Annotated in this window: 22 protein-coding genes; 10 read left to right on the forward strand and 12 right to left on the reverse strand. The window is 59.6% G+C overall.

Annotation, left to right across the window (positions count from 1 at the left end; all coding sequences use genetic code 11):
* The first annotated feature begins 64 nt into the window (after positions 1 to 64).
* Positions 65 to 583: an RlpA-like double-psi beta-barrel domain-containing protein gene (locus ABD833_RS03215; RefSeq protein ID WP_345070947.1), complete on the forward strand. Its 519-nt coding sequence runs from the start codon at positions 65 to 67 to the stop codon at positions 581 to 583.
* On the opposite strand, the gene ABD833_RS03220 is transcribed toward ABD833_RS03215, so the two are convergent.
* Both ABD833_RS03220 and ABD833_RS03225 read right to left on the reverse strand, forming a co-directional pair.
* Positions 580 to 1602, reverse strand: a complete 1023-nt coding sequence (locus tag ABD833_RS03220; RefSeq protein ID WP_345070949.1) for a hypothetical protein — start codon at positions 1600 to 1602, stop codon at positions 580 to 582. The two genes, ABD833_RS03215 and ABD833_RS03220, sit on opposite strands and share 4 nt — an antisense overlap.
* Before the next feature lie 176 nt (positions 1603 to 1778).
* Positions 1779 to 2180, reverse strand: a complete 402-nt coding sequence (locus ABD833_RS03225) for a hypothetical protein (RefSeq protein ID WP_345070951.1) — start codon at positions 2178 to 2180, stop codon at positions 1779 to 1781.
* Between the two features lie 136 nt (positions 2181 to 2316).
* Between ABD833_RS03225 and ABD833_RS03230 the strand changes: the two genes are divergently transcribed.
* Positions 2317 to 4287 (forward strand): WG repeat-containing protein, encoded by a 1971-nt coding sequence (locus ABD833_RS03230; RefSeq protein WP_345070953.1) that lies wholly within the window; start codon positions 2317 to 2319, stop codon positions 4285 to 4287.
* A 37-nt stretch (positions 4288 to 4324) separates the two neighbouring features.
* Here the strand turns inward: ABD833_RS03230 and ABD833_RS03235 are convergent, their stop codons facing one another.
* A complete protein-coding gene (locus tag ABD833_RS03235) occupies positions 4325 to 4771 on the reverse strand; it encodes a DUF6799 domain-containing protein (RefSeq protein WP_345070955.1) in 447 nt (148 codons plus the stop codon).
* 143 nt (positions 4772 to 4914) lie between these two features.
* Between ABD833_RS03235 and ABD833_RS03240 the strand changes: the two genes are divergently transcribed.
* The 6 genes from ABD833_RS03240 to ABD833_RS03265 all read left to right on the forward strand — a co-directional run bounded on the left by ABD833_RS03240 (position 4915) and on the right by ABD833_RS03265 (position 8778).
* A complete protein-coding gene (locus ABD833_RS03240; RefSeq protein ID WP_345070956.1) occupies positions 4915 to 5175 on the forward strand; it encodes a hypothetical protein in 261 nt (86 codons plus the stop codon).
* Positions 5176 to 5416: 241 nt separating this feature from the next.
* The gene (locus ABD833_RS03245) at positions 5417 to 6157 is read left to right on the forward strand and encodes a hypothetical protein (RefSeq protein WP_345070957.1); all 741 of its coding nucleotides are present in this window, start codon (positions 5417 to 5419) and stop codon (positions 6155 to 6157) included.
* Between the two features lie 48 nt (positions 6158 to 6205).
* A complete protein-coding gene (locus ABD833_RS03250) occupies positions 6206 to 6820 on the forward strand; it encodes a hypothetical protein (protein ID WP_345070958.1) in 615 nt (204 codons plus the stop codon).
* Positions 6821 to 6953: 133 nt separating this feature from the next.
* Complete coding sequence (locus ABD833_RS03255) at positions 6954 to 7172, forward strand: CsbD family protein (RefSeq protein ID WP_345070959.1); 219 nt, start codon at positions 6954 to 6956, stop codon at positions 7170 to 7172.
* Positions 7173 to 7290: 118 nt separating this feature from the next.
* Complete coding sequence (locus ABD833_RS03260) at positions 7291 to 7857, forward strand: DNA-binding protein (protein ID WP_345070960.1); 567 nt, start codon at positions 7291 to 7293, stop codon at positions 7855 to 7857.
* 84 nt (positions 7858 to 7941) lie between these two features.
* A complete protein-coding gene (locus tag ABD833_RS03265) occupies positions 7942 to 8778 on the forward strand; it encodes a DUF1206 domain-containing protein (RefSeq protein WP_345070961.1) in 837 nt (278 codons plus the stop codon).
* A gap of 5 nt (positions 8779 to 8783) precedes the next feature.
* On the opposite strand, the gene ABD833_RS19295 is transcribed toward ABD833_RS03265, so the two are convergent.
* On the reverse strand, positions 8784 to 8909 hold the full coding sequence (locus ABD833_RS19295; RefSeq protein ID WP_425553559.1) for a hypothetical protein: 126 nt from the start codon (positions 8907 to 8909) through the stop codon (positions 8784 to 8786).
* Between the two features lie 94 nt (positions 8910 to 9003).
* The gene (locus ABD833_RS03270; protein ID WP_345070962.1) at positions 9004 to 10215 is read right to left on the reverse strand and encodes an NAD(P)-dependent oxidoreductase; all 1212 of its coding nucleotides are present in this window, start codon (positions 10213 to 10215) and stop codon (positions 9004 to 9006) included.
* A 306-nt stretch (positions 10216 to 10521) separates the two neighbouring features.
* Between ABD833_RS03270 and gcvP the strand changes: the two genes are divergently transcribed.
* Positions 10522 to 13440, forward strand: a complete 2919-nt coding sequence (gene gcvP / locus ABD833_RS03275; RefSeq protein WP_345070963.1) for an aminomethyl-transferring glycine dehydrogenase — start codon at positions 10522 to 10524, stop codon at positions 13438 to 13440.
* A gap of 307 nt (positions 13441 to 13747) precedes the next feature.
* On the opposite strand, the gene ABD833_RS03280 is transcribed toward gcvP, so the two are convergent.
* Positions 13748 to 14044, reverse strand: a complete 297-nt coding sequence (locus ABD833_RS03280) for a hypothetical protein (RefSeq protein ID WP_345070964.1) — start codon at positions 14042 to 14044, stop codon at positions 13748 to 13750.
* Between the two features lie 213 nt (positions 14045 to 14257).
* Here ABD833_RS03280 and ABD833_RS03285 point away from each other — a divergent pair, with 213 nt between their 5' ends.
* Positions 14258 to 14860: a DUF4136 domain-containing protein gene (locus ABD833_RS03285; RefSeq protein ID WP_345070965.1), complete on the forward strand. Its 603-nt coding sequence runs from the start codon at positions 14258 to 14260 to the stop codon at positions 14858 to 14860.
* A gap of 79 nt (positions 14861 to 14939) precedes the next feature.
* On the opposite strand, the gene lipA is transcribed toward ABD833_RS03285, so the two are convergent.
* The 6 genes from lipA to ABD833_RS03315 all read right to left on the reverse strand — a co-directional run bounded on the left by lipA (position 14940) and on the right by ABD833_RS03315 (position 20335).
* Positions 14940 to 15842 (reverse strand): lipoyl synthase, encoded by a 903-nt coding sequence (lipA, locus tag ABD833_RS03290; protein WP_345071023.1) that lies wholly within the window; start codon positions 15840 to 15842, stop codon positions 14940 to 14942.
* Between the two features lie 177 nt (positions 15843 to 16019).
* On the reverse strand, positions 16020 to 16808 hold the full coding sequence (locus tag ABD833_RS03295; protein ID WP_345070967.1) for a hypothetical protein: 789 nt from the start codon (positions 16806 to 16808) through the stop codon (positions 16020 to 16022).
* Positions 16809 to 17132: 324 nt separating this feature from the next.
* Complete coding sequence (gene ytxJ / locus ABD833_RS03300; protein WP_345070968.1) at positions 17133 to 17480, reverse strand: bacillithiol system redox-active protein YtxJ; 348 nt, start codon at positions 17478 to 17480, stop codon at positions 17133 to 17135.
* Between the two features lie 9 nt (positions 17481 to 17489).
* The gene (locus tag ABD833_RS03305; RefSeq protein ID WP_345070969.1) at positions 17490 to 17816 is read right to left on the reverse strand and encodes a hypothetical protein; all 327 of its coding nucleotides are present in this window, start codon (positions 17814 to 17816) and stop codon (positions 17490 to 17492) included.
* A gap of 112 nt (positions 17817 to 17928) precedes the next feature.
* Positions 17929 to 18249 (reverse strand): hypothetical protein, encoded by a 321-nt coding sequence (locus tag ABD833_RS03310; RefSeq protein ID WP_345070970.1) that lies wholly within the window; start codon positions 18247 to 18249, stop codon positions 17929 to 17931.
* Positions 18250 to 18346: 97 nt separating this feature from the next.
* Positions 18347 to 20335, reverse strand: coding sequence for an alpha-ketoacid dehydrogenase subunit alpha/beta (locus tag ABD833_RS03315; protein ID WP_345070971.1), 1989 nt, complete (start codon positions 20333 to 20335; stop codon positions 18347 to 18349).
* Positions 20336 to 20351: the final 16 nt, after the last annotated feature.

The following is a 20351-nucleotide window of genomic DNA, read 5'->3' on the forward strand; positions in this document are numbered from 1 at the left end:
TTGCCGGGTCGGGCCGGCTGTCCATCCTCTTCGGACGAAAGAAGAGTTCATTAACTTCAACGTCATGTCCCTTGCGCTATTCCTGCTGACCTTCCTTTTTCCTGCCCGGCCGGTTTCCACCGCCGCCGCCCTCCCCTCGACCGTTGCGCACCTGAGCCCGCGAATGGTAACGTTGATTGCTCCCTCGCTGATCGTTCCCAGGCGAGTTCCCCGTCGGCTGCCCGTCTACACCGTCACGGCTACCATTTACGAGCCTGACCCCCGGCAAACCGATTCCGAGCCCTTCATCACGGCCGACAATTCCTTTATTACGCCGCAGCATTCCAGCAAAAACCGCTGGATGGCTTTGTCGCGCGACCTGCTCAAGCCCTGGGGCGGCAAATTCAATTTCGGGGATTCCGTCCGCGTGACCGGCATTTCCAAGAAGCTCGACGGCACTTACATCATTCACGACACGATGAACCGGCGGCACCGCCACTGCATGGATATCCTGGCCGCCAAGTGGGAGCACCTCGACGAAATGTGGAAAAACGTGAAAATCGTGAAAGCAGTGAAACCCGAGCCCGCCTGGCGGGCGGGTTAACCCTGACCAGCCGGGCCGGCGGCTGACTCCGGAAATGCGTCCAGCGTCCGGGGGCGGCCCTGCTGATCGTAGAGGTAGCTCAGGGGCTGGGCCGGGTCGCGCATGATTTCAGTGTACGGAATCTGCCACCGCTTCCACATTTCCTGCAACGACTGTCCGTAGCCGGAATTTTCCCAGGGATTGAAAATCTCCCGGGTGATGTCGTCAATGAGCGTATCGTAAATGATGTGGTCGGCCCCGGCCGGCACCGGCCGCGCATAATAGTCGGGTACTACATTCAGCAGATGAGCCCCGTAGTACACCCGGGCTTTGAACTCGGCTATCTGCACCGGATGCAGCGGCCGCTGCGCGTCCTGATACACGCGGCGCATAGCCTGTCGCAGCATGCCATTGTCGATAAAGCAGGCTATCAGCACCATATCGTCCAGCCGGATGCTGAACGTCATGGTGGTCAGGTCATCATCGTATTCAAATGAAATCTGATCCTGACGAGAATCGGCGGGGAGAATAAAGATGGAAGCCGGCGTAAAATCCTCGAACACGATGGGCACGCGCAACGCCTGGAACGTTTGAAAAAACGCCTGCAGGCGCCGCAGCATCTGCCCGTTTTCCGACAACGGATACTGCGGCTTAATGAGTGGATTCAGCTCGTTGAGCAGTTCGAGCACCAGGATGCCATAGAACATCTTGCCCAGCCACAGAAACAGAGTTTTCTCGTCCAGCTCCCGAAAGGCGGCGGAATCCACCGCCGCGGCCATAGTGGTTTCCAGGGGTTCCACGTAGTGCGTCCGGCACTTCGGGCAACAGGGAATCTGCAGCTGCTCATAAGCCCGTACGCTCTGGTCGAGCAGCTGAATCTGCTGGCCGGCCAGGTCGTAGCGCTGCAGCAGCCACTGATCAAAAACCAGGATTACTTCGGCCGGAGCCGTGGCCGTGCCGCACAAAAAGCAGTGGTCGGCAAAGTGCTTTTCCTCGAAAGGATAGTACAGCGTAAGGTCAGGGGCGGCGGAACCAGGCATAATAAACCACAAAAGCGGCGGGAAAACCACGGCGCAAAAGTACGCGCCCGGCACCTGAACTACTCCACCAGGGCCCGGTTTTCTTAGTTCCTCAGCCGGGCCCCGCGCCGGCTTAACGCACCAAAGCCTCAACCAGTGCTTGGCCGAGGCTTTGGTGCGTTTAAGCGAAGGCTGGATTAACGGGACAGCGCGTTGCCCATTTTGATGAGCAGCTTCCCGAGCCGGGTCAGGGGGCCACTGTAGTCGTCGCTGGTTTCATCGGCTACCTTCACCGTTTCGGCCCCCAGCGTAGCCAGGGTTTCGGCAATATCGTGGGCCGCAGTATCGGGGGTACTGAGCTGCTCATTGAGCAGCTTCAGTTCCTGAATGATCTTGGCCAGGCCGGGGCGCTCCGAAGAACGCAGAACTTCAGCCCACCGGTCAATTTCAGTCAGTCCCCGGCTGTCCGCTTTTTCGGGCAGGCCCGCAGTGAGCAGCTTCAGCGTATCATCGAGCAGAGCCGAGTTTTGCTGATCGGTTACAGCCAACGGAATAGTGGGCGTAACGGGAGTTTGCGGCGTGGGGGCAGTCGAATCCATGAGCACAGGCAAAAAAGCGAAAGAAAGTATTTGCTATACTGCCTTGCCCGCGGAAAAGTTAGCCCAACCGTTCGCCTCCTCCGTACAAATGCCCCGGCCCGTCTGGCCGGGAAATTGTGGTCCGCTTCCTTTGCCTATGCTTCACGTTTTTTTACGCGCTCCTTTTTCCGACCCCGCCCGGCAGACCCAGTTTGCCGCCGTCCGCACGGCCCTGGAGGCCGAGTCGCAGGCCCCCGCAACCCTGCTGATCGGCAACCTGATGTTGTCCGATGACCACCCTTTGGACGCGGTGGTGGTGCGCCCCCACAGCATTACCCTGCTTCTGCTTGAGCCCCGGGGCGGCCGCCTGGCCATCCGCGATTTTGCGCACGCCGCCTGGCAGCTCGACAGTGCCCCCCTGACCGGCGCGGCCGGGGCCGACAATCCTTTCCAGCAGTTCAGCCAGCAGAAAGACGCCCTGAATCAATTCCTGCGGCCCTACTTAGCGGCAGAACAGGCCAACCTAAACTTCATCACCGGGCTGTTGCTCTTTGGTGAACCAGTGGTGTTCGGGCGGGAAATAGAGGAGCGCATGGCGGCCGTGCCCGCGGCCAGCAGCTTTCACCTCCTCGCTGACCCGACGCGCTTCACGCGCCGCCTTGCCCAGCTGGCCACGCCCGAAATTGACCTCCCCGAATCGGATATTGCCCAACTAGCCCGGGAGCTGGAGTCGGCCGACCGGGTGACGGCAACCGCCTCAACCATTGCCTCGTCCCGAACCACGGAGTATGCCGCGGATACAGATCCTGATCCGGAACTGCCCGCAACCGCCGAGGGGCCGGGCTTTCTCAAACACAAGGCTACGCAGCTTTGGCACTGGCTCGGGGCACACGATATAGATGATCTGGATACGGCTCCTTATGGCTACGAGGAAGTAGCCGCCCGGCAGCAGGAAAAGCAGGGTTTAGAGCAGCTGCGCGCCACTATGCAGGCCGAGGTAGGCGCTCAGCTGCGGGCCCTGGAAGCCCGCGAAGCGGAGCGGGAGCATAGTATTGCCCAACTGCGCGAAAGGTTGGCGGAGGCCCCGGCGGTAGCTCCTGAAGCCGCCGCGCTGCAGGCCCGGATTGCCGCCGAGAGTCGCGAAAAAGAAATCCTGGAAGCAGCCATGGCGGCCTCCCGGGCCGAATCGGAGGCCCGCAACCGGGAGCTGGATGCCAAAATTCAGCAGTTAGGACTGCTCATGCAGCAGATGCAGGCCGCCACTGCGCCGCCGGCACCGGCCACTGCTCCGCCGCCGGCTACCGTTGGTATTCCCGGGGCTGACGGGGGAGCCAGCCCTGCTGCCAGCGGCACGCCGGCGGCACCAGTTGTGGCCCCGGCCGCTTTTACGTTGCCGGGAACTACCCCGGGGCAGGCGTATGGCAGGCTATTACGACAGTGGCGCCGGCGCCTGCCCCGGCTGGGAGTCGTCGTGGGGGCAGTGGCAGGACTCGTGGCCCTGATCTGGATTTTCCGCGCTGCTACCGCCGGCCCGCCTAAGCCTTTTGAGCAGAATGGCAGTTGGGGATTTCTGGAGGCCAATGGCGATACCCTGGTACCGGCGCGCTACGCCACCGCCGCCGAATTCCGCGATGGCCGGGCAGTGGTAAGCCGGCAGGGAGCCTATGGCTTCATCAATGAAAAAGGAGCCGAAACCCTGGCTCCTGCCTATGATGCGCTGAATCCTTACGCTGCCGGTTTCGCCCGGGCCCGGATCGGCGACCTCTACACGTTCCTGGATGAGCAGGGCGAGGAGTTCAACCAGTACTACTTCAATGCGCTGGACTTTTCCGAAGGCCGTGCCGCGGTACTGGACCACCGGGGCTGGTTCTACATCAGCGGACCCGCCGCGGAAGCCAGGCCCCCCGTACTTTTTCAGGAGGCCTACTCCTTCCACGACGGTCTGGCCCGGGTGAAACTGGGAGGCGCTTACACCTTTATCAGTCCTGACTACCTCGACGAGCCCGGAACGGACACCAAGCCCTTTGGGCTCTACTCCGATGCCAGCGACTTTAGTGAGGGCCGGGCCCGGGTGGTGCAGCAGGGCCGCACCTTCTACATCGATAAGCAGGGCGAACCACTGGAATAAGCTCCGATCTACGTTAGCCATCCGGTTGGCTCAGGCGTTAATCATCGTCCTTATCCCGCTTCCATTTGCCGTGCTTCTTGTACCGCCCCCAGCCTTTGCCGCGTCCGCGCGGCCCAAACACCCGATCCAACAGATCGGCTTCGTAGCGCGACGTAGCCGGTACGGCACTGGCTGGGGATGCCAGGGTCAGCCCGGCGGCAGTGGTCACGACTGCCGTGGGAGCGCCCAGCAACGTACAGCCCTTACCCTCGGCCAGCTCCGTACGCCGGCCGGTGGCGTCAACCACGAATCCATCGCGGGTGATGGTCCGGCCATTAGGTAGGTGCACATCATGATTCATGGCGCGCTGCTCCCCGTTGCGGATGCGGTACATGGTACCATCACGCCGCTGGAAGCCATCGTTGCCGGGTGAGCGTTGAGCCAGGCTGCTCAGACTGAGCACTAACAGGATCGGGAGCAGAGAAAAGCGAAATAAACCGAACATCTGGGAAAATAAGCAGGCAATATGACAGGCTACGTACGCGCCGGGCTGCAAGTTCTTAGCCACGTTTTTTACCCGACCGGGTTACTTTTCCTTGCCGGCTGGTATGAACGACACCCAAACTCATTTAACCCTTAGCTTTAGTCATGAAAACCTCTTTCAAATCTCTCCTCCTGCTGGCTGCTTTCGGTACTTTCGCGGTTACTTCCTGCTCGGAGAAAACTCAGGACAACGCCGAAGCTACCGCCGAAAGCGCCGCGGCTGATGCTGCTACCACCACGCAGGATGCTGCTGACGCGACTTCAAATGCTGCCGGTGAAGTAAAATCGGACATGGCTCCGGAGGCCGGCGACACGGCGGTAGTAGTAGACCAGCCCGCCGGCAAAATGGTAGAAGAGACCAAATAGCTTGCGGGGACTTCGGTCCAGCTGAAATATTCCAAAAGGCCCGCTCCCATCAGAGCGGGCCTTTTACCTGAAAGCGGCCAGCCCCAAAGTCAGCCCAATGCACATTATTACGTTGATTATCAGGTATTTGATAATCATAAAATCTGTATTTGCGAGTCTTAGGCGGGTTTAAGTTCGTAGCCGACGAACCCATAATGCGTTGCACCTTTCCGACCTATTCTTTCCCCCAACGCCCCAACCGATGAACCGTTTTTTACTCTTCACTCTTTTCAGCCTGCTGGCGTCTACCGCCCAGGCCCAGGATTTACTCACCAAAAAAAACGGGGACGAGGTGCTGGTCAAGGTGCTGGAAATCACTCCTCTGGAAGTGCGCTACAAGCGTACCGACAACCTCGATGGCCCCCTTATTACCGTCCGCCGGTCGGAGGTATTCATGATTCGCTACGCCAACGGCACCAAGGAAGTGCTGGGCCTGTCGCCTGCCCCGGCGTTACCGAACACGCCGCCCCCGGCGGCGCCATCTGGTCCGACCGTACCCGGCGACGAAGAATCAGCCTACAACGATGTTCACCTGGGGGGGCCCCGGCTGGGCTTCACGGTACTGACGGCCGGTGCCGCTACCAAAGCGGAGGAGCGCAACATCAAACCCTTTATAACGCAGTTCGGCTGGCAGTTTGAGACGCGGGTGTTTCGCCTGCCCAACGGTACCGCGGGCCTGGTAGAAATAGTGCCGCTGATCGGTGGGCTGGAGCAGAACAAATTCATTCCCAGCCTGAATGCCCTGATCGGGATTCGTGGCCCCAAAGGATTCGAGTTTGGTCTGGGCCCCAACCTGACGCCGATCAGCGCCAGTATTGCGCTGGCGGTCGGCACCACTTACCGGACCCACGGAGTTAACTTCCCGGTAAATCTGGCGGTGGTGCCCGGCAATGGTGGCGCCCGCATCAGCTTGCTGGTGGGCTTTAACTCGCGGCGCAACTAACGCCATGCGAACCACCGGCCATTTGTATCTCTTTTCCTCGTAGAAATCATGCGTTACCGTTACTTCATTCTGCTCCTCCTCAGTAGCCTGCCGTTCGCCGTTCAGGCGCAGGACGTCATTTTGCGCACCGACGGCGAAGAATTTCCGGCGCGGGTGCTCACCATTCGACCCGAGAAAATCTCCTTCGTCTTACCCGCCAATCCGGCCGATACCCTGTTTCTGAATACTTCCGACGTATTCATGATCCGGTACGCGAATGGCACGAAGGAAATGCTTCATACTTCTACCTATGCGGCGGCGGCGGCAACACCTGCCCCGCTCACTTCGGAACAGGCCCGCACCCAGGGTCAGCGGGATGCCCGTAAGTACTTTAAGGCTCCGGGAGCATTCTGGGGGACGTTTGGTGCCACAGTAGTTTCCTTGCCGATAGGCGGCGCGGGCGGAATTGCGGCGGGAGCCGCTATTGCAGCTACCCGCCCCGCCACCTCCAACCTGATAGTACCGGATCAGGCCCTGCTGCAGAATCCCGCCTATCTGAGCGGTTACCAGCGGCAGGCCCAACGCAAGAAGCTGGGGCAGGCCGCCGCGGGATTTGGCGCAGGCCTGGGCGCTTCCGTCGTAGCAGTAGTGGTGCTTATAGCCATAGCTTTTGGCCAACACTAAAGCCCGTCCAGCACCTTATCCCACCTACTTTCAAGTAGTTAGCATTGGCATAACCAGAAATTAAAAGAACCCTGCCGTTGGGGTTGCGTATCTTCTGAGAAGATAGTCTCACCTCACCCCCTCCCCCCTTACGATGGACCTCAATCAAAACAACGTCGATGACCAATCGGAGCTGCGGGCCCGCGGCAACTGGAACGAAGTGAAAGGCAAAGCCAAGCAGCAATGGGGCAACCTGACCGACGACGACCTGAACTACAGCGAAGGCAAGCAGGACGAGTGGTTTGGACAGTTGCAGCAGAAAACCGGCCACACGGTAGCCGAAATCAAAGACTGGTTTCACCGCAATTTCTAAGCGTTTTGCTCTTCCCAATACAGCCCCGCACCGTCCGTAAGGAGTTGGTGGGGGCTTTTTTGGTTCTACTCAGCTTCTGCGCGTCCGTAACTTGTGGTCATCTCCGAGATGAATCCTTATGACTATTGCCCCTGAAGAATTGCGGTTGTTGGGTGATGCGGCGTTGTTGAAGCAGCCTAAGACGGCTTTTTTCTGCTCGCGGGATTACCCAATCGGTATCGAGCACGGCGCTAATCTGTGGGCCATGGAGCAGCGGGCTAGTGGGCAGTGCGTGATATCGGGCTTTCACTCCCAGCTCGAGCAAAGCATTTTTCGTTACCTGCTGCAAGGAAGCACGCAGCCTATTGTCTACGTTCTGGCCCGGGGTATTCAGCCCAATGTGCGCTCGGAGTACGCGCCGGAAATAAAAGCCGGCCGCCTGCTGTTTGTCACGCTCTTCGAGCCTGATGTTACCATCTCGTCCCAGGAAACGGCCGATATCCGCAATCTGCTGATTACGGATTTAGCCGATCAGTTCTTCATTCCTTTTGCCGGCCCCGACAGCACCCTGGAGCAGCTGCTGCACAGTAATTCGGCCCAGGGCAAACCCGTTTTCACCTTAGACATTCCCGAAAATCAGGCTTTGCTACGCCAGGGCGCGGCGGTGTATCAGCCCAGCAGCCTGCTTGGACGCCACGGGGTTTGATAAGAAAGCAGGCCAGGAAGTAGGGGCACCCATTCGGCCCAGGAGCCGTACGTACCATCTCACCCTATTTTCGGCTTTCCCGCTATGGCATCTCTTTCCTCCGTTCTACCCAGTGCTTCTCCTTCCCGCGGCATCAGGTTACTGGCTCGCTTCGGCTTCGCGGCCAAGGGCGTAGTTTACCTCACCATGGGCATCCTGGCCCTGCTGGCAGCCACCGGCACGCAGGGGGGTAAAACGACCGATAAGCAGCAGGCCGTACAAGCCATTCAGGATCTGCCCCTGGGGCGGTTTCTGCTGGGCCTGATTGCCTTCGGACTCGCGGGTTACGTTATCTGGCGCTTCACCCAGGCCCTGCGCGACACGGAAAGCAAGGGCTCCGGCGCGAAAGGACTAGCCAAACGCCTGGGCTACGCCGGCAGCGGCCTGGTATATGTAGCCCTGGCATTTTATGCCGGCAAAGCGGCTTGGCAGAACACGGCCGTGGCCGGGTCCGGCGGCGGCGGCGACGCCAAGCAGTCGGCGGTGGCTACGCTGCTGGCTCAGCCTTTCGGACAATGGTTGGTAGCTGGTATCGGCCTGGTTATTATCGGCACGGGACTGTACCAGATCTGGCATGCCTACTCGGGTAAGTTTGCCGAGCACGTCAATGCCAGCAGCCTGACGGCGCAACAACAGCAGCTCGTTTTTCGCACGGGCCAGGTGGGTTATACCGCCCGGGGCATCGTTATGGCTCTCGTGGGTTATTTCTTCGTGCAGGCGGCCCGGTCATCCAATGCCCGGCAGGTGAGCGACACGGAGGGGGCTTTCGATTTACTCAGCGCCATGGGCCCCGCCGTGCTGGGCATCGTTGCTGTAGGCCTGATGGCTTACGGACTGTATATGCTGGTACAGGCCAAGTACCCGGTGCTGCACGGCGTCTGAGTCGGTTATGTGTTGCCAGTTGCGTGTTGCCGGTTGCCAGTTGCCAGTTGCCGGTTGCCAGTTGCCAGTTGCGTGTTGCCGGTTGCCAGTTGCCAGTTGCCGGTTGCCGGTTGCCGGTTGCCGGTTATCAGTTGTCGGTTTGTTCAACCACTACCAGACAGCACGAGACTGGCAACTGGCAACCGGCAACTCATAACACGCAACTGGCAACTCATAACACGCAACTCATAATACATAGTCGTTCAGGTACTGGTAGCGTTCGGTTAGCTGGCCGTTACGAGTGATGGTAGCCCGTTCGATGACGGCATCCGCATCGTCGCTGAGCAGGTGAGGAAAAACGTTGTCGAGCAACTGGCGGCCGAAGTCGCGGCTGGCGTTGCGGGGCAGCTCGCAGGGCAGGTTATCCACGGCCATGACCGTAATGTTGGTCGGGCGGGAACAGGCTGGCTCCAGCGCGCCGGTCTGCGGGTTGTAGTCGAACAGCGGATCCTGAATGGTACTGCTGCGCCTGGTGGTCGGAATCGAGCCGTTCACGTCGCAGGTTACGTCGGCAATGGTGTTGATGCGGAAGGTGGGCTGCCGGGTATCGGCTTCGCTGAACAGCAGCGGGGCCGCCGGGTGCCAGTAGGCGCAGGCAATCAGCAGGTCGGTGACGGGCAGAAACTTGTCGAACGTCGACGTATACAGCTGGGGGTGGTGGTGAAAATCCGGCGTATCCCACACCCGCCCATCCCGGCGGGCATTGTAGTCGGAGCTGCGAAGCTGAGCGTACACGGGTTCCTTGAAGCCAAGGTACAGAAAGTCGTACACGCTCACCCGCCGGATACCCATGCGGTCCAGCACTTCCAGGGCTCCCTGCGCCACCCGGCCCGAGCCGGTAACGGCAATCTTGATCGGCGGCAGCGCCCGGACTTTGAAAAACTCCTCCTGCATGTCGTCCATATCCACGCACTGGTAGGCGGGTTTCAACCGGAACAGGTTATGCTTCCGCCCATAGGCCAGCAGCCCGTTGTAGGCTCCCACGATGCCCGCGTAACGCCCGAACGCCACGATGCGCTCTTCGCTGGCGTTGGTGAGCATTTCGTAATCGATCAGCGTGATGTTCTTCTGCAGCACGGCCCGGAGCAACTCGCGGTTGGCCGGCTGCTTTTTCACGGTGTGGGAGAAGAACAGATACGTCTTGTTCGGAATCAGCTGCGCCACCGGCACTTCCTTCACGCCCAGCAGAATGTCGCAATCCGTCACATCAGCCCGCACTTCGATGCCCAGGTCGCGGTACTCCTGGTCGGAGTAGCTGCGCAGGGGGCTCTCCTGGACCGCTACGGTGAGGTTTGGAAACAGGCTTTGGGCTTCCGTACACTTTTTGGGCGTGAGCGGAACGCGCTTATCGGGCGGCGTTTTGCCTTCGCGGATGATACCGAGGGTGAGGGGACGCATAGCTTGGGAATTCGGGTGGGAGGGAATGCGGCCCCAAAGCTGGTTAAATATTCTGGGCTGTCCTGCGGGCGCGGGGCTCCGATCGGCCCTGGTCCCCACCGGCATCCGGCCAGGCCAGCCAGCCGGAATCTACTGGCGGGGCTTTAAGCCTACCGGCAAAAAGCAAAACCTCCGCCCGATAAAAAGGCTTTTCCTCCTGATTTCTCCTTTCTCCGGCTTACTACCGGGTGAGGTTTTCGGCTTACCTTTGTTACAGGTGCGGCTACCCCAGTGGCCGCGTATTCCCGCCACCTCTAGCTTTTCCTTATGTTGCTGAAAACCAAGCCTGCCGACGTGTTCGTGGACCGTCATAACGGACCCGACAGCGGGGCCGTGGCCGAGATGCTGCGCGTCATCGGAGTGGAGTCGATTGACCAGCTCATCGACGAGACCGTGCCGGCCGCTATCCGCTTGAAAAAGCCACTCAACCTGCCTGCTGCCCTGACGGAGCGGGCTTTTTTGGCGAAGTTCAAGCAGATTGCCGGCCAGAACCGCCTGTTCAAAAACTACATCGGCCTGGGCTACCACGACACCCAGATGCCGGCCGTTATTCAGCGCAACATCCTCGAAAATCCGGGCTGGTACACGGCCTACACGCCCTACCAGGCCGAAATTGCCCAGGGACGCCTCGAAGCGCTGATCAATTACCAGACCATGGTTATTGACCTGACCGGCCTCGAAATAGCCAATGCGTCCCTGCTCGACGAAGGCACCGCCGCCGCCGAGACGCTGCACATGTTTCATAGCCTGAGCAAGAAGAAGAACGCCACCCGGTACTTTGTGTCGGAGCTGGTGCTGCCCCAGACCGTGGACGTGCTGCGCACCCGCGCCACCCCGCTGGGCATTGAGCTGGTAGTAGGCGACCACCGCACCGCCGACCTCACCGATGAGGCGCTGTTCGGGGCCATCCTGCAATACCCCGCCGCCGACGGCCAGGTGTTCGACTACACTGACTTCATCCGCCAAGCGCACGATAACGGTCAGTTCGTAACCGTTGCCACCGACCTGCTGGCCCTCACCCTGCTCACCCCGCCCGGCGAAATGGGGGCTGATGCCTGCGTGGGCAACTCCCAGCGCTTCGGCGTACCAATGGGCTACGGTGGTCCGCACGCCGGTTTCCTGGCTACCAAGGATGCGTTCAAGCGCGTTATTCCGGGCCGCATTATCGGCCAGAGCATCGACGCCGCCGGCAACAAGGCCTACCGCATGGCCCTGCAAACCCGCGAGCAGCACATCCGCCGCGAAAAGGCCACGAGCAACATCTGCACCGCCCAGGTTTTGTTGAGCGTGCTGGCCGGCATGTACGCCGTCTACCACGGGCCGCAGCGCATCCGCCAGTTTGCCGCTAACATCCACGCCCTGACCCGGACGCTGGATAAGGCCCTGCACGGCCTGGGCGTAGAGCAAACCAACGCGTTTTATTTCGACACGCTGAATCTGCGCCTCGAAAGCACCGATCTGCAGCAGGCCGTGAAGCGCGAAGCCGAAGCGGCGGGCCTCAACTTCCGCTATTTCGACGCGGTACGCGTGGGTATTTCCCTGCACCAGAACACCGAAATCAGCGACGTAGCCGGTATCGTGGACGTGTTTGCCAAAGTGCTGGGCAAGGAAGTTCAGGGGCTGGTGGAGCTGCCGACGGAGGTGGAAGTGACGTGGCCCGAAAATTTCGTTCGTCAGAGCGACTACCTCACCCACCCGATCTTCAACACCCACCACTCCGAGCACGAGATGCTGCGCTACATGAAGCAGCTCGAAAACAAGGATTTGAGCCTGGTTCACTCCATGATTGCGCTGGGGTCGTGCACCATGAAGCTTAACGCCACGGCGGAGATGATTCCGGTGACCTGGCCCGAAATCGGGGGCTTGCACCCGTTTGCCCCCCGCGAGCAGGCCCAGGGCTACACCGAAATCTTCCACGATCTGGAAAAGTGGCTGTGTGAAGTCACGGGTTTCGACGCCGTGAGTTTGCAGCCGAATTCCGGTGCCCAGGGCGAATACGCCGGCCTGCTGGCCATCAAGGGCTACCACGACGCCCGCGGCGACCAGCACCGTAACGTAGCGCTGATTCCGGCTTCGGCCCACGGCACCAACCCCGCCTCGGCCGTGATGGCCGGCATGACGGTAGTGGTGGTGAAAAGCACCGAGGACGGCAACATCGACGTGGCCGACCTCAAAGCCAAAGCCGGGCAGTACGCCGATAAGCTCAGCTGCCTGATGGTGACCTACCCGAGCACCCACGGGGTGTATGAGGAAACCATCATCGACATCTGCGCCACCATTCACCAGCATGGCGGCCGCGTGTACATGGACGGGGCCAACATGAACGCCCAGGTAGGCCTTACTTCGCCCGCCGCCATCGGGGCTGACGTGTGCCACCTGAACCTGCACAAAACCTTCTGCATTCCGCACGGCGGCGGCGGACCCGGCGTCGGACCCATCGGCGTAGTAGCCGACCTGGCCCCTTACCTGTCCGGCCACGTGCTGATCGATGCGGATGGCCGCACGGCCGGGGCCGTTACATCGGCACCCTGGGGCTCCGCCAGCATTCTGCCCATCTCCTACGCCTACATCAATATGATGGGCGGCGAAGGATTGCAGAATGCCACTAAAATTGCCATCCTGAACGCCAACTACATCAAGGCGCGGCTGGAAGAGCATTTCCCGGTGCTGTATACCGGCTCCAATGGCCGTTGCGCCCACGAGATGATTCTGGATTGCCGCCAGTTCAAGAAATCGGGTATTGAGGTGGAGGACATTGCCAAGCGCCTGATGGATTACGGTTTCCACGCGCCCACCGTGTCCTTCCCCGTAGCCGGTACGCTGATGGTGGAGCCCACCGAATCGGAAAGCAAGGAGGAGCTGGACCGCTTCATTGAGGCCATGATTTCCATCCGGCAGGAAATTGCCGAAGTGGAAGCCGGCCGCGCCGACGCCAAGGATAACCTGCTCAAGCACGCTCCGCACACCGCCGCGGCGGTATTGGTGCACGAGTGGACCCGCCCCTACACCCGCGAGCAGGCGGTCTATCCGACGGAGTACGCCCGCACGTTCAAATTCTGGCCCACCGTGGCCCGCATCGACTCAGCCTACGGCGACCGGAACCTGATCTGCTCCTGCACCCCCATCGAGCAGTACGTGGACGCGGAAGAACAGCTGGTCTCCACCGACAAAGGCCCGTCTTACTAATGTGCCAATGTGGAAAATGTGCTGATGTGAATAATGTGCTGATGTAAATAATGTGCTAATGTGTTAATGTGGGAAATGTGCTGACTTTCGGCTCAGGACCTAAAAGCAAAAAAAGGCTCGTGCATTCTGCACGAGCCTTTTTTATGTATTCCTTATGACGGATTTGGGCCGACCCGCTTCCACATTCTCCACATCAGCACATTCTCCACATCAGCACATTCTCTACATTCTCCACATCAGCACGTTCTACACATTCCCCACATCAGCACATTCTACACATTCTTCACATCAGCACATTAAAAAAAAATCACTTCTGCGGGAAACAGGTGCGGTACATGTAGCCGTTCAGGGTTTTGCCATCCTTCGTTACGCGCGCTTTCACGAAATAGGCATCGACGGTATCCATCACCTGCACTTCCATGCCGGAGCTGACGATGGTGAGCTGGGGCGACTGTTTGGTCATGCCGTCGTAAAGGGTGCACTCCACCACTGTGGTAAAGGACGTGGGGCTTTGATTGGTGCGTTTGCCGGCTGATTCATCTTTAGCGGTACTACAGGAAGTCAGTACGGCCAGAGCGGTTGCGTATAGTAGTCGGTTGTTCATAGAGGAGGTTTGGACGGGGAAGATAGAGGTATTTCAAGGTGGAAGAGAATTCTACTTGAAATTTTTATCTCCCGCTACGGACTCGGTCGCTCATCGGGGAACATTGCCAAGGGCTTGGGCGTTTAGTGAGCAGACCCGGAAATCAGCATTTCCATTCATTCGGACGGGATTTTGTGTTTCTTTGGCCATTCCTCCCACGCTTCTTCTTACTCTATGAAATCCTTCCCCCGCTTATTCACTCGGTCAGCCGCTTTGGCGGCCCTGAGCCTTTCCCTTTTAGTAGGCGTCACCGGTTGTAGCCTCACTTCCCGGGTAGGCGTAACTTCCGATTTTGACCACTCCGTGAACTTCCGGGCTTACAAAACCTGGGCCTGGTATCCGCAGCAGATGGCTGACACGGAAGGTGGGCCGGCTAAAGAGTACGAATCCTTTTTCGACAAGCGCATGCGCACGGCGGTAGAAGCCGAGATGACCAGAAAAGGTCTCACTCAGGTTGACCAGAATCCGGACGTGTTCGTGGCGTATAGTGCCAAGGTCGAAGACAAGCAGCGCGTCAATGGGGGCGCGCCCTTCGGAAACCCCTACTATGGCTACGGTTATGGCTACGGCTACAACCGGGGGATGAACATGGTTTCCGATTACAAGGCGGGCACCGTGATTATTGATTTTGTGGATGCACGTCGCAAGGAGCTGGCGTGGCGGGGTATCGGGCAGGCCCAGATTCAGGACCAGTCTATTTCGGAGCCGGAAGTGTACCGCATTGTTGGCAGCGTACTGGGCACTTACCCGCCCATCGATAATCAGGCCCGCCGTTAACTCAGCATCCGCAGTATTTGCTCCATAAAAAGAGCCCTTCCTTTTCAGGAAGGGCTCTTTTTATGGAGCAAATACTGCGTTAAATCGGCACGTTCACGTGCCGCTCAGCGTGGTAGGAGCTGCGCACCAGCGGGCCGCTTTCTACGTACTTCAGTCCCCGGCGCAAACCCTCTTCACGATAGTGGGCAAACAGGTCCGGATGGATAAACTCGGCAACATCGAGATGGCGCTTGGTGGGCTGCAGATACTGCCCCAGCGTCAGAATATCGAGTCCGCTGGCGACGAGGTCGTCCATGGCCTGGTACATCTCGGCCTGGGTTTCGCCTAGGCCCAACATGATGCCCGACTTGGTCCGTTTCCCGGCATCCTTGGTACGCCGGATTTGCTCCAGACTACGGTCGTACTTAGCCTGCGGACGTACCAGGCGGTAGAGGCTGCCCACGGTTTCAATGTTATGCGAAACCACCTCCTGACCGCCGGAAATCATCGTTTCCAGCGCGGCCCAGTTGGCTTTAACGTCCGGAATCAGCGTTTCGATGGTGGTTCCGGGACTTAGCTGCTTGATGAGAACCACTGTTTCGTGCCAGATGCTGGCACCACGGTCCTTGAGCTCATCCCGGTTGACGGACGTAATTACGGCGTGCTTCACACTCATCAGCTGAATGGCCTCGGCCACGCGGCGGGGCTCATCGGTATCGTACTCGGTGGGGCGGCCGGTGGCCACCGCGCAGAACGAGCAGGACCGCGTGCAGATGTTGCCCAGAATCATAAACGTGGCCGTACCGGCGCCCCAGCACTCACCCATATTGGGGCAGTTGCCGCTCTCGCAGATGGTATGGAGCTTATGCTCATCCACCAGACGGCGGACTTTGGCGTACTCAGGGCCTACGGGCAGCTTCACCCGCAGCCAATCGGGCTTGCGGGGCTTGGCCGGAGCAGTTGGCGGAGTAGCCTGGGGTTGAATTATAGGAAGGGTCAGCAACAGTTCGTCCATGCCGCAAAGGTAGTGAGTGGGAGCCGGTACTGAATGATCAGCACTAGCTGGTAAGACCGGGAGAAGGCAATTTGTTCCCGGCAGGCGGGAACCCGGCCATTAGCTGCCGGCAGCAAGCTCACAACAACCCGTGGGCCGCCTCCGGCCTACCAACTACCGGATATTTTAATTGCGGTTACCCAGGAAAATAGTCAGGTAAACCGACGGGAAAAATTTATTGTTCAACTGCTTATCATCGAGAAGAGCAGTCTTCAGAATAGTCAGCTCTTTGGCGTAGGCCTCCACTACAAACCCGGTTTCCACGCCCGCTACAGCATCCTTGTAGCGACCATATTCAAAGCTGAGCGCCCCGCGCAGGTGAGCCCCAAGTTTGGGCCTGGTGTTGTTGATCCCCGAAAACAGGGGGGCGCGGTCTACGATAAACTCCTGGGCCGGGTGTTTTTGCGGATCGTATTGCTCCGCCCGGATATCCTGGGGCGGCACCGGAACGCCTCTGTTATCGCGGGGAGTGTAGTCGTAGTAGATGTAGTAAGGCATCAAAAGACCTATTGACGGCCCCCCACCCAACCGGGCATTCACCTGCACCCCGGAGTCAGGGGCCTTGCGGAAAATCACCCGCTCCAGCCCTACCGAAGGCCGCAGCACAAACAGATAGTTGGCTTTGGCATTGGTATAAATCCCCCCCGTGTACTGATTAGGCCGCCGCTGTTCTTTGGGATGTTTCACTTCCACCCCTTCCACGCTCCAGAAGCGCAGCCACTTCTCGTCGAGCACCCGTGATGAACGTAGGGCTACGCCCCCCACCAGGCCGCCGCGGGTATTGAAGTTAATCCCGTAGGTGAATTCCTTGCGGTACGAGGGCTCGTCGGTGCCGCTCACGCTCTGGGCCCGGGCCACGGAAACAGTGCTCAGCGTGCCGAGCAGAAAACAGCCGAAGGTAAAGATGTTGCGCACGGACGACAGACGGGCTGAGAAGTGGAGACCAAATGGCTGGGGCAGCTACTGCGCCGCGCCACCTAAAGTACGTAAATATTGCAGGTATAGCCCTGCCCTTATTCCTGGACGATGGACCCTGACACCGCCCGCGGCAACCGGCTGTTTACGCGCGGCGTCCCGGCGGAAACGCTGCTGCATTGCCTGGGTTAGCAGCTTACCGGGTGGGCCCGAACGTTCCGGGCAGCGCTTGGGCTGAACCCTGGATTTGACATCAGGCTTACCGCCCGGGCAGAAACTTACGTCCTTACGTTCTGACCGTTAACCACTCATCCAGCGTAGCCCTTATGCCCCAACTGCCTGCTTCACGTCGCTGAGCCGGATACCCATGTGCGAGGCATCGTAGCGGCATTCGCCATTGTGAATGAGCAGCAGCTGCGGCGATTCGTGCCGGATTCCAAACGTACTGGCTATTTCTGCCGAAATGGGACGAAAGCGCAGCAGGTCCAGGTAATAAATCTTCACGTCGCTCAGGTTAGCGTCGGGCCACTGCCGCTCCAGCTTGCTTTTGGCGGCGGCGCTGATGGAACAGGTGGTACTGTGCTTGAAAATCAGCACTGGTTGCTCATGCGACTCCTGCACGATATCGGTGAGTTGTTCGACTTGGGTCAGGGGTTGCCAGGGGGTACTCATAGGGGAAGGTTATTCGTTCGTGGGGTGTTTCTTCTTCTTACCAGCAGGACGCAAACCAAGGCCAATTGGTTCTTTCACGTAGGCGGCCCCGTTATGGTCGAACTTATAACTATCCCGTTCGTCATTCGGTTGCGAAACAGCGGGGCTGCTGCCCTGGCGCAGCTCTTCCTTCGACACAACTAAATGAGAGTCTTTATACTCCGCCGGGTATTTGCGGGCATCACGCAGGGCGCGGCGGTTAGCGGCCCGCTGCTGTTCCGGGCTTGAATCAGCGGTCTGGGCGAAGACCGGAGCCCCCCCGATAGTAAGCAGCAGCACCAGTAGGAATAAGCGCATATGTAGAGCGGGTTAAAAAACGAGAATACTAGCTGAAGCACGAACCATAGGCTGGAGCAAACTGCCGGCCCGGCTGCTATACGCAGGCGTACCGCAATTGGTGACCAGACCTTTAGAATGGCAGCGTGATACCCAGAAACTTGCGCTGCCCGACCTTGTGCTTCAATCGCCGCCGCTTGTATTTGGGCTTTTTCAGCATTTCGTGCCGGTCGTAGCTATTCCTCATCGGCTTGGCTTCGGTGGCCCCGGCCGCGCTGCGGCCGTCGGCCGACTCATCCGCCGGTTTAGCCGCCCGGCTGGCTTTGCGCACCCTGGGCTGCGGCGGGCCGGTTGGGTTGGGAATCCGGTAGGGATGGCAGGTTACGGACAGCAAACAGCTTAGCAGCAGCAGCCCCAGTACCCGCCGCAGACCCCGAAAAACAAAGACAATCATAAAGCAGCAGGAGTCGGAGCGAAGCGTAGTGGTCAGCCCGCAAGATACATAGCGTTCCGGACTCCGGCATTTTTGGCTGCCGGAGCGCGGGTTCGGTCTAGTAGGCCATCAGCTTCTCTACCCGCTCGCGCAGGCGCTGCTGGGGCAGAAACTGCTTTTCCAGCGGGGGCGCAAACGGAATAGCCGTATCCAGGGACGCCACGCGCTGCACCGGGCCATCGAGGTGCTCAAAGCAGTGCTCGGCAATCCAGGCCGCGATTTCGCCGCCGATACCGCCCGTGAGCGTGTCTTCGTGGAAAAGAATGATGCGCCCGGTTTTGCGCACCGTGGCCCGCACGGCTTCCTCATCCCAGGGCAGCAGGGTGCGCAGGTCGAGAATGTCGCACGAGAGGTTCAGCTCTTCGGCCAGCTGGGTGGCCCAGTGCACGCCCATGCCGTAGGTGATGATGCTCAGCTCGGCACCTTCCCGCACCAGCGCGGCCTGGCCAATGGGCGTGGTGTAATAAGCATCGGGCACCGGTCCGCTGATGCTGCGGTAGAGCATCTTGTGCTCGAAATAAATAACCGGGTTCGGGTCCTCAATGGCGGCATTGAGCAGGCCTTTCGCATCGTGGGGATTCGAGGGAAAAACCACCTTCAGGCCGGGCGTGTGGGTGAACCAGGCTTCGTTGCTCTGCGAGTGAAACGGCCCGGCGGCCGAGCCGGCCCCGGTGGGCATGCGCACCACCACGTCGGCGTTCTGGCCCCAGCGGTAGTGGCTTTTGGCGAGGTTGTTCACGATCTGGTTGAAGCCACAAGTCACAAAGTCGGCAAACTGCATCTCCATCATCACCTTTTTGCCTTTGATGCTCAGCCCCAGCGCCGCCCCCACGATGGCCGACTCGCAGAGCGGCGTGTTGCGCACCCGGTCTTTGCCGAACCGGGCCACGAAGCCTTCCGTCACCTTGAACACCCCGCCGTAATCGGCAATATCCTGGCCCATGAGCACCAGCTCGGGGTACTTTTCCATGCTCTGGCGCAGAGCATCCGAAATGGCATCCACGTAGCGCTTATCAGTTGCCGGTTGCCCGTTACCAGCTGCCAGGGGTAGCGAAGCGTCCGGGGCGAAGGCGCGGTACATGTCGCGCACTTCCTCATCCAGGCTGGCTATCGGCATGGGCACCGCATCGGCTACCTTCAGGCCCTCTTCAATCTCGCGCTTGATGGTTTCGCGGAAGCGCATCCGGGCTTCCTCATCCAGGATGCCTTCGGCCAGCAGCCACTTTTCGTAGTTGTCCACCGGGTCTTTCTGGGCCCACTCCTCAAACAGCTCCTGGGGTACGTATTTGGTACCGCTGGCTTCCTCGTGGCCGCGCATCCGGAACGTGAGGGCTTCGAGCAGCACCGGGCGCGGGTTCTGGCGCATATCCTCGGCCAGGCGGCGCACGGTATCGTACACTTCCAGCACGTTGTTGCCGTCGACCTGCACCGCTTCCATACCGTAGGCCGGGCCTTTATCGATGAAGTACTTAAAGCGAAACTGCTCCTGGCTGGGCGTACTCAGGCCGTAGCCGTTGTTTTCGATGATGAAGATAACCGGCAGCTGCCACACGGCGGCCACGTTGAGGGCCTCGTGAAAGTCGCCTTCGGAAGCCCCGCCGTCGCCGCTGTAGGTTACGGTAATGGCCGGTTTTTTATCGAGTACATCAGCCAGGGCAATACCGTCGGCCACGGCCAGCTGGGGGCCCAGGTGGCTGATCATGCCCACGATGTGGTGCTCGTTGGTGCCGAAGTGGAAGCTCCGGTCGCGGCCCTTGGTGAAGCCGGTGGTTTTGCCCTGCCACTGCGCGAAGAGCCGGTCGAGCGGAATGTTGCGGCCCGTGAACACGCCCAGGTTGCGGTGCAGGGGCAGAATGTACTCGTCCGGATTCAGCGCCAGGGTGCTGCCCACCGAAATAGCTTCCTGCCCGATGCCCGAAAACCACTTGCTCACCTTCCCCTGCCGCAGCAGAATCAGCATTTTTTCCTCAATCAGGCGGGGCTTGAGTAAGCCCTGGTAGAGGTGGAGCAGTACGTCGTTGGCGTAATCCTTGCGGTCGAAGTTCATAAGACGGGTGGGTGGG

This window comes from Hymenobacter fastidiosus, assembly GCF_039539565.1.
Taxonomy (GTDB): Bacteria; Bacteroidota; Bacteroidia; order Cytophagales; family Hymenobacteraceae; genus Hymenobacter; species Hymenobacter fastidiosus.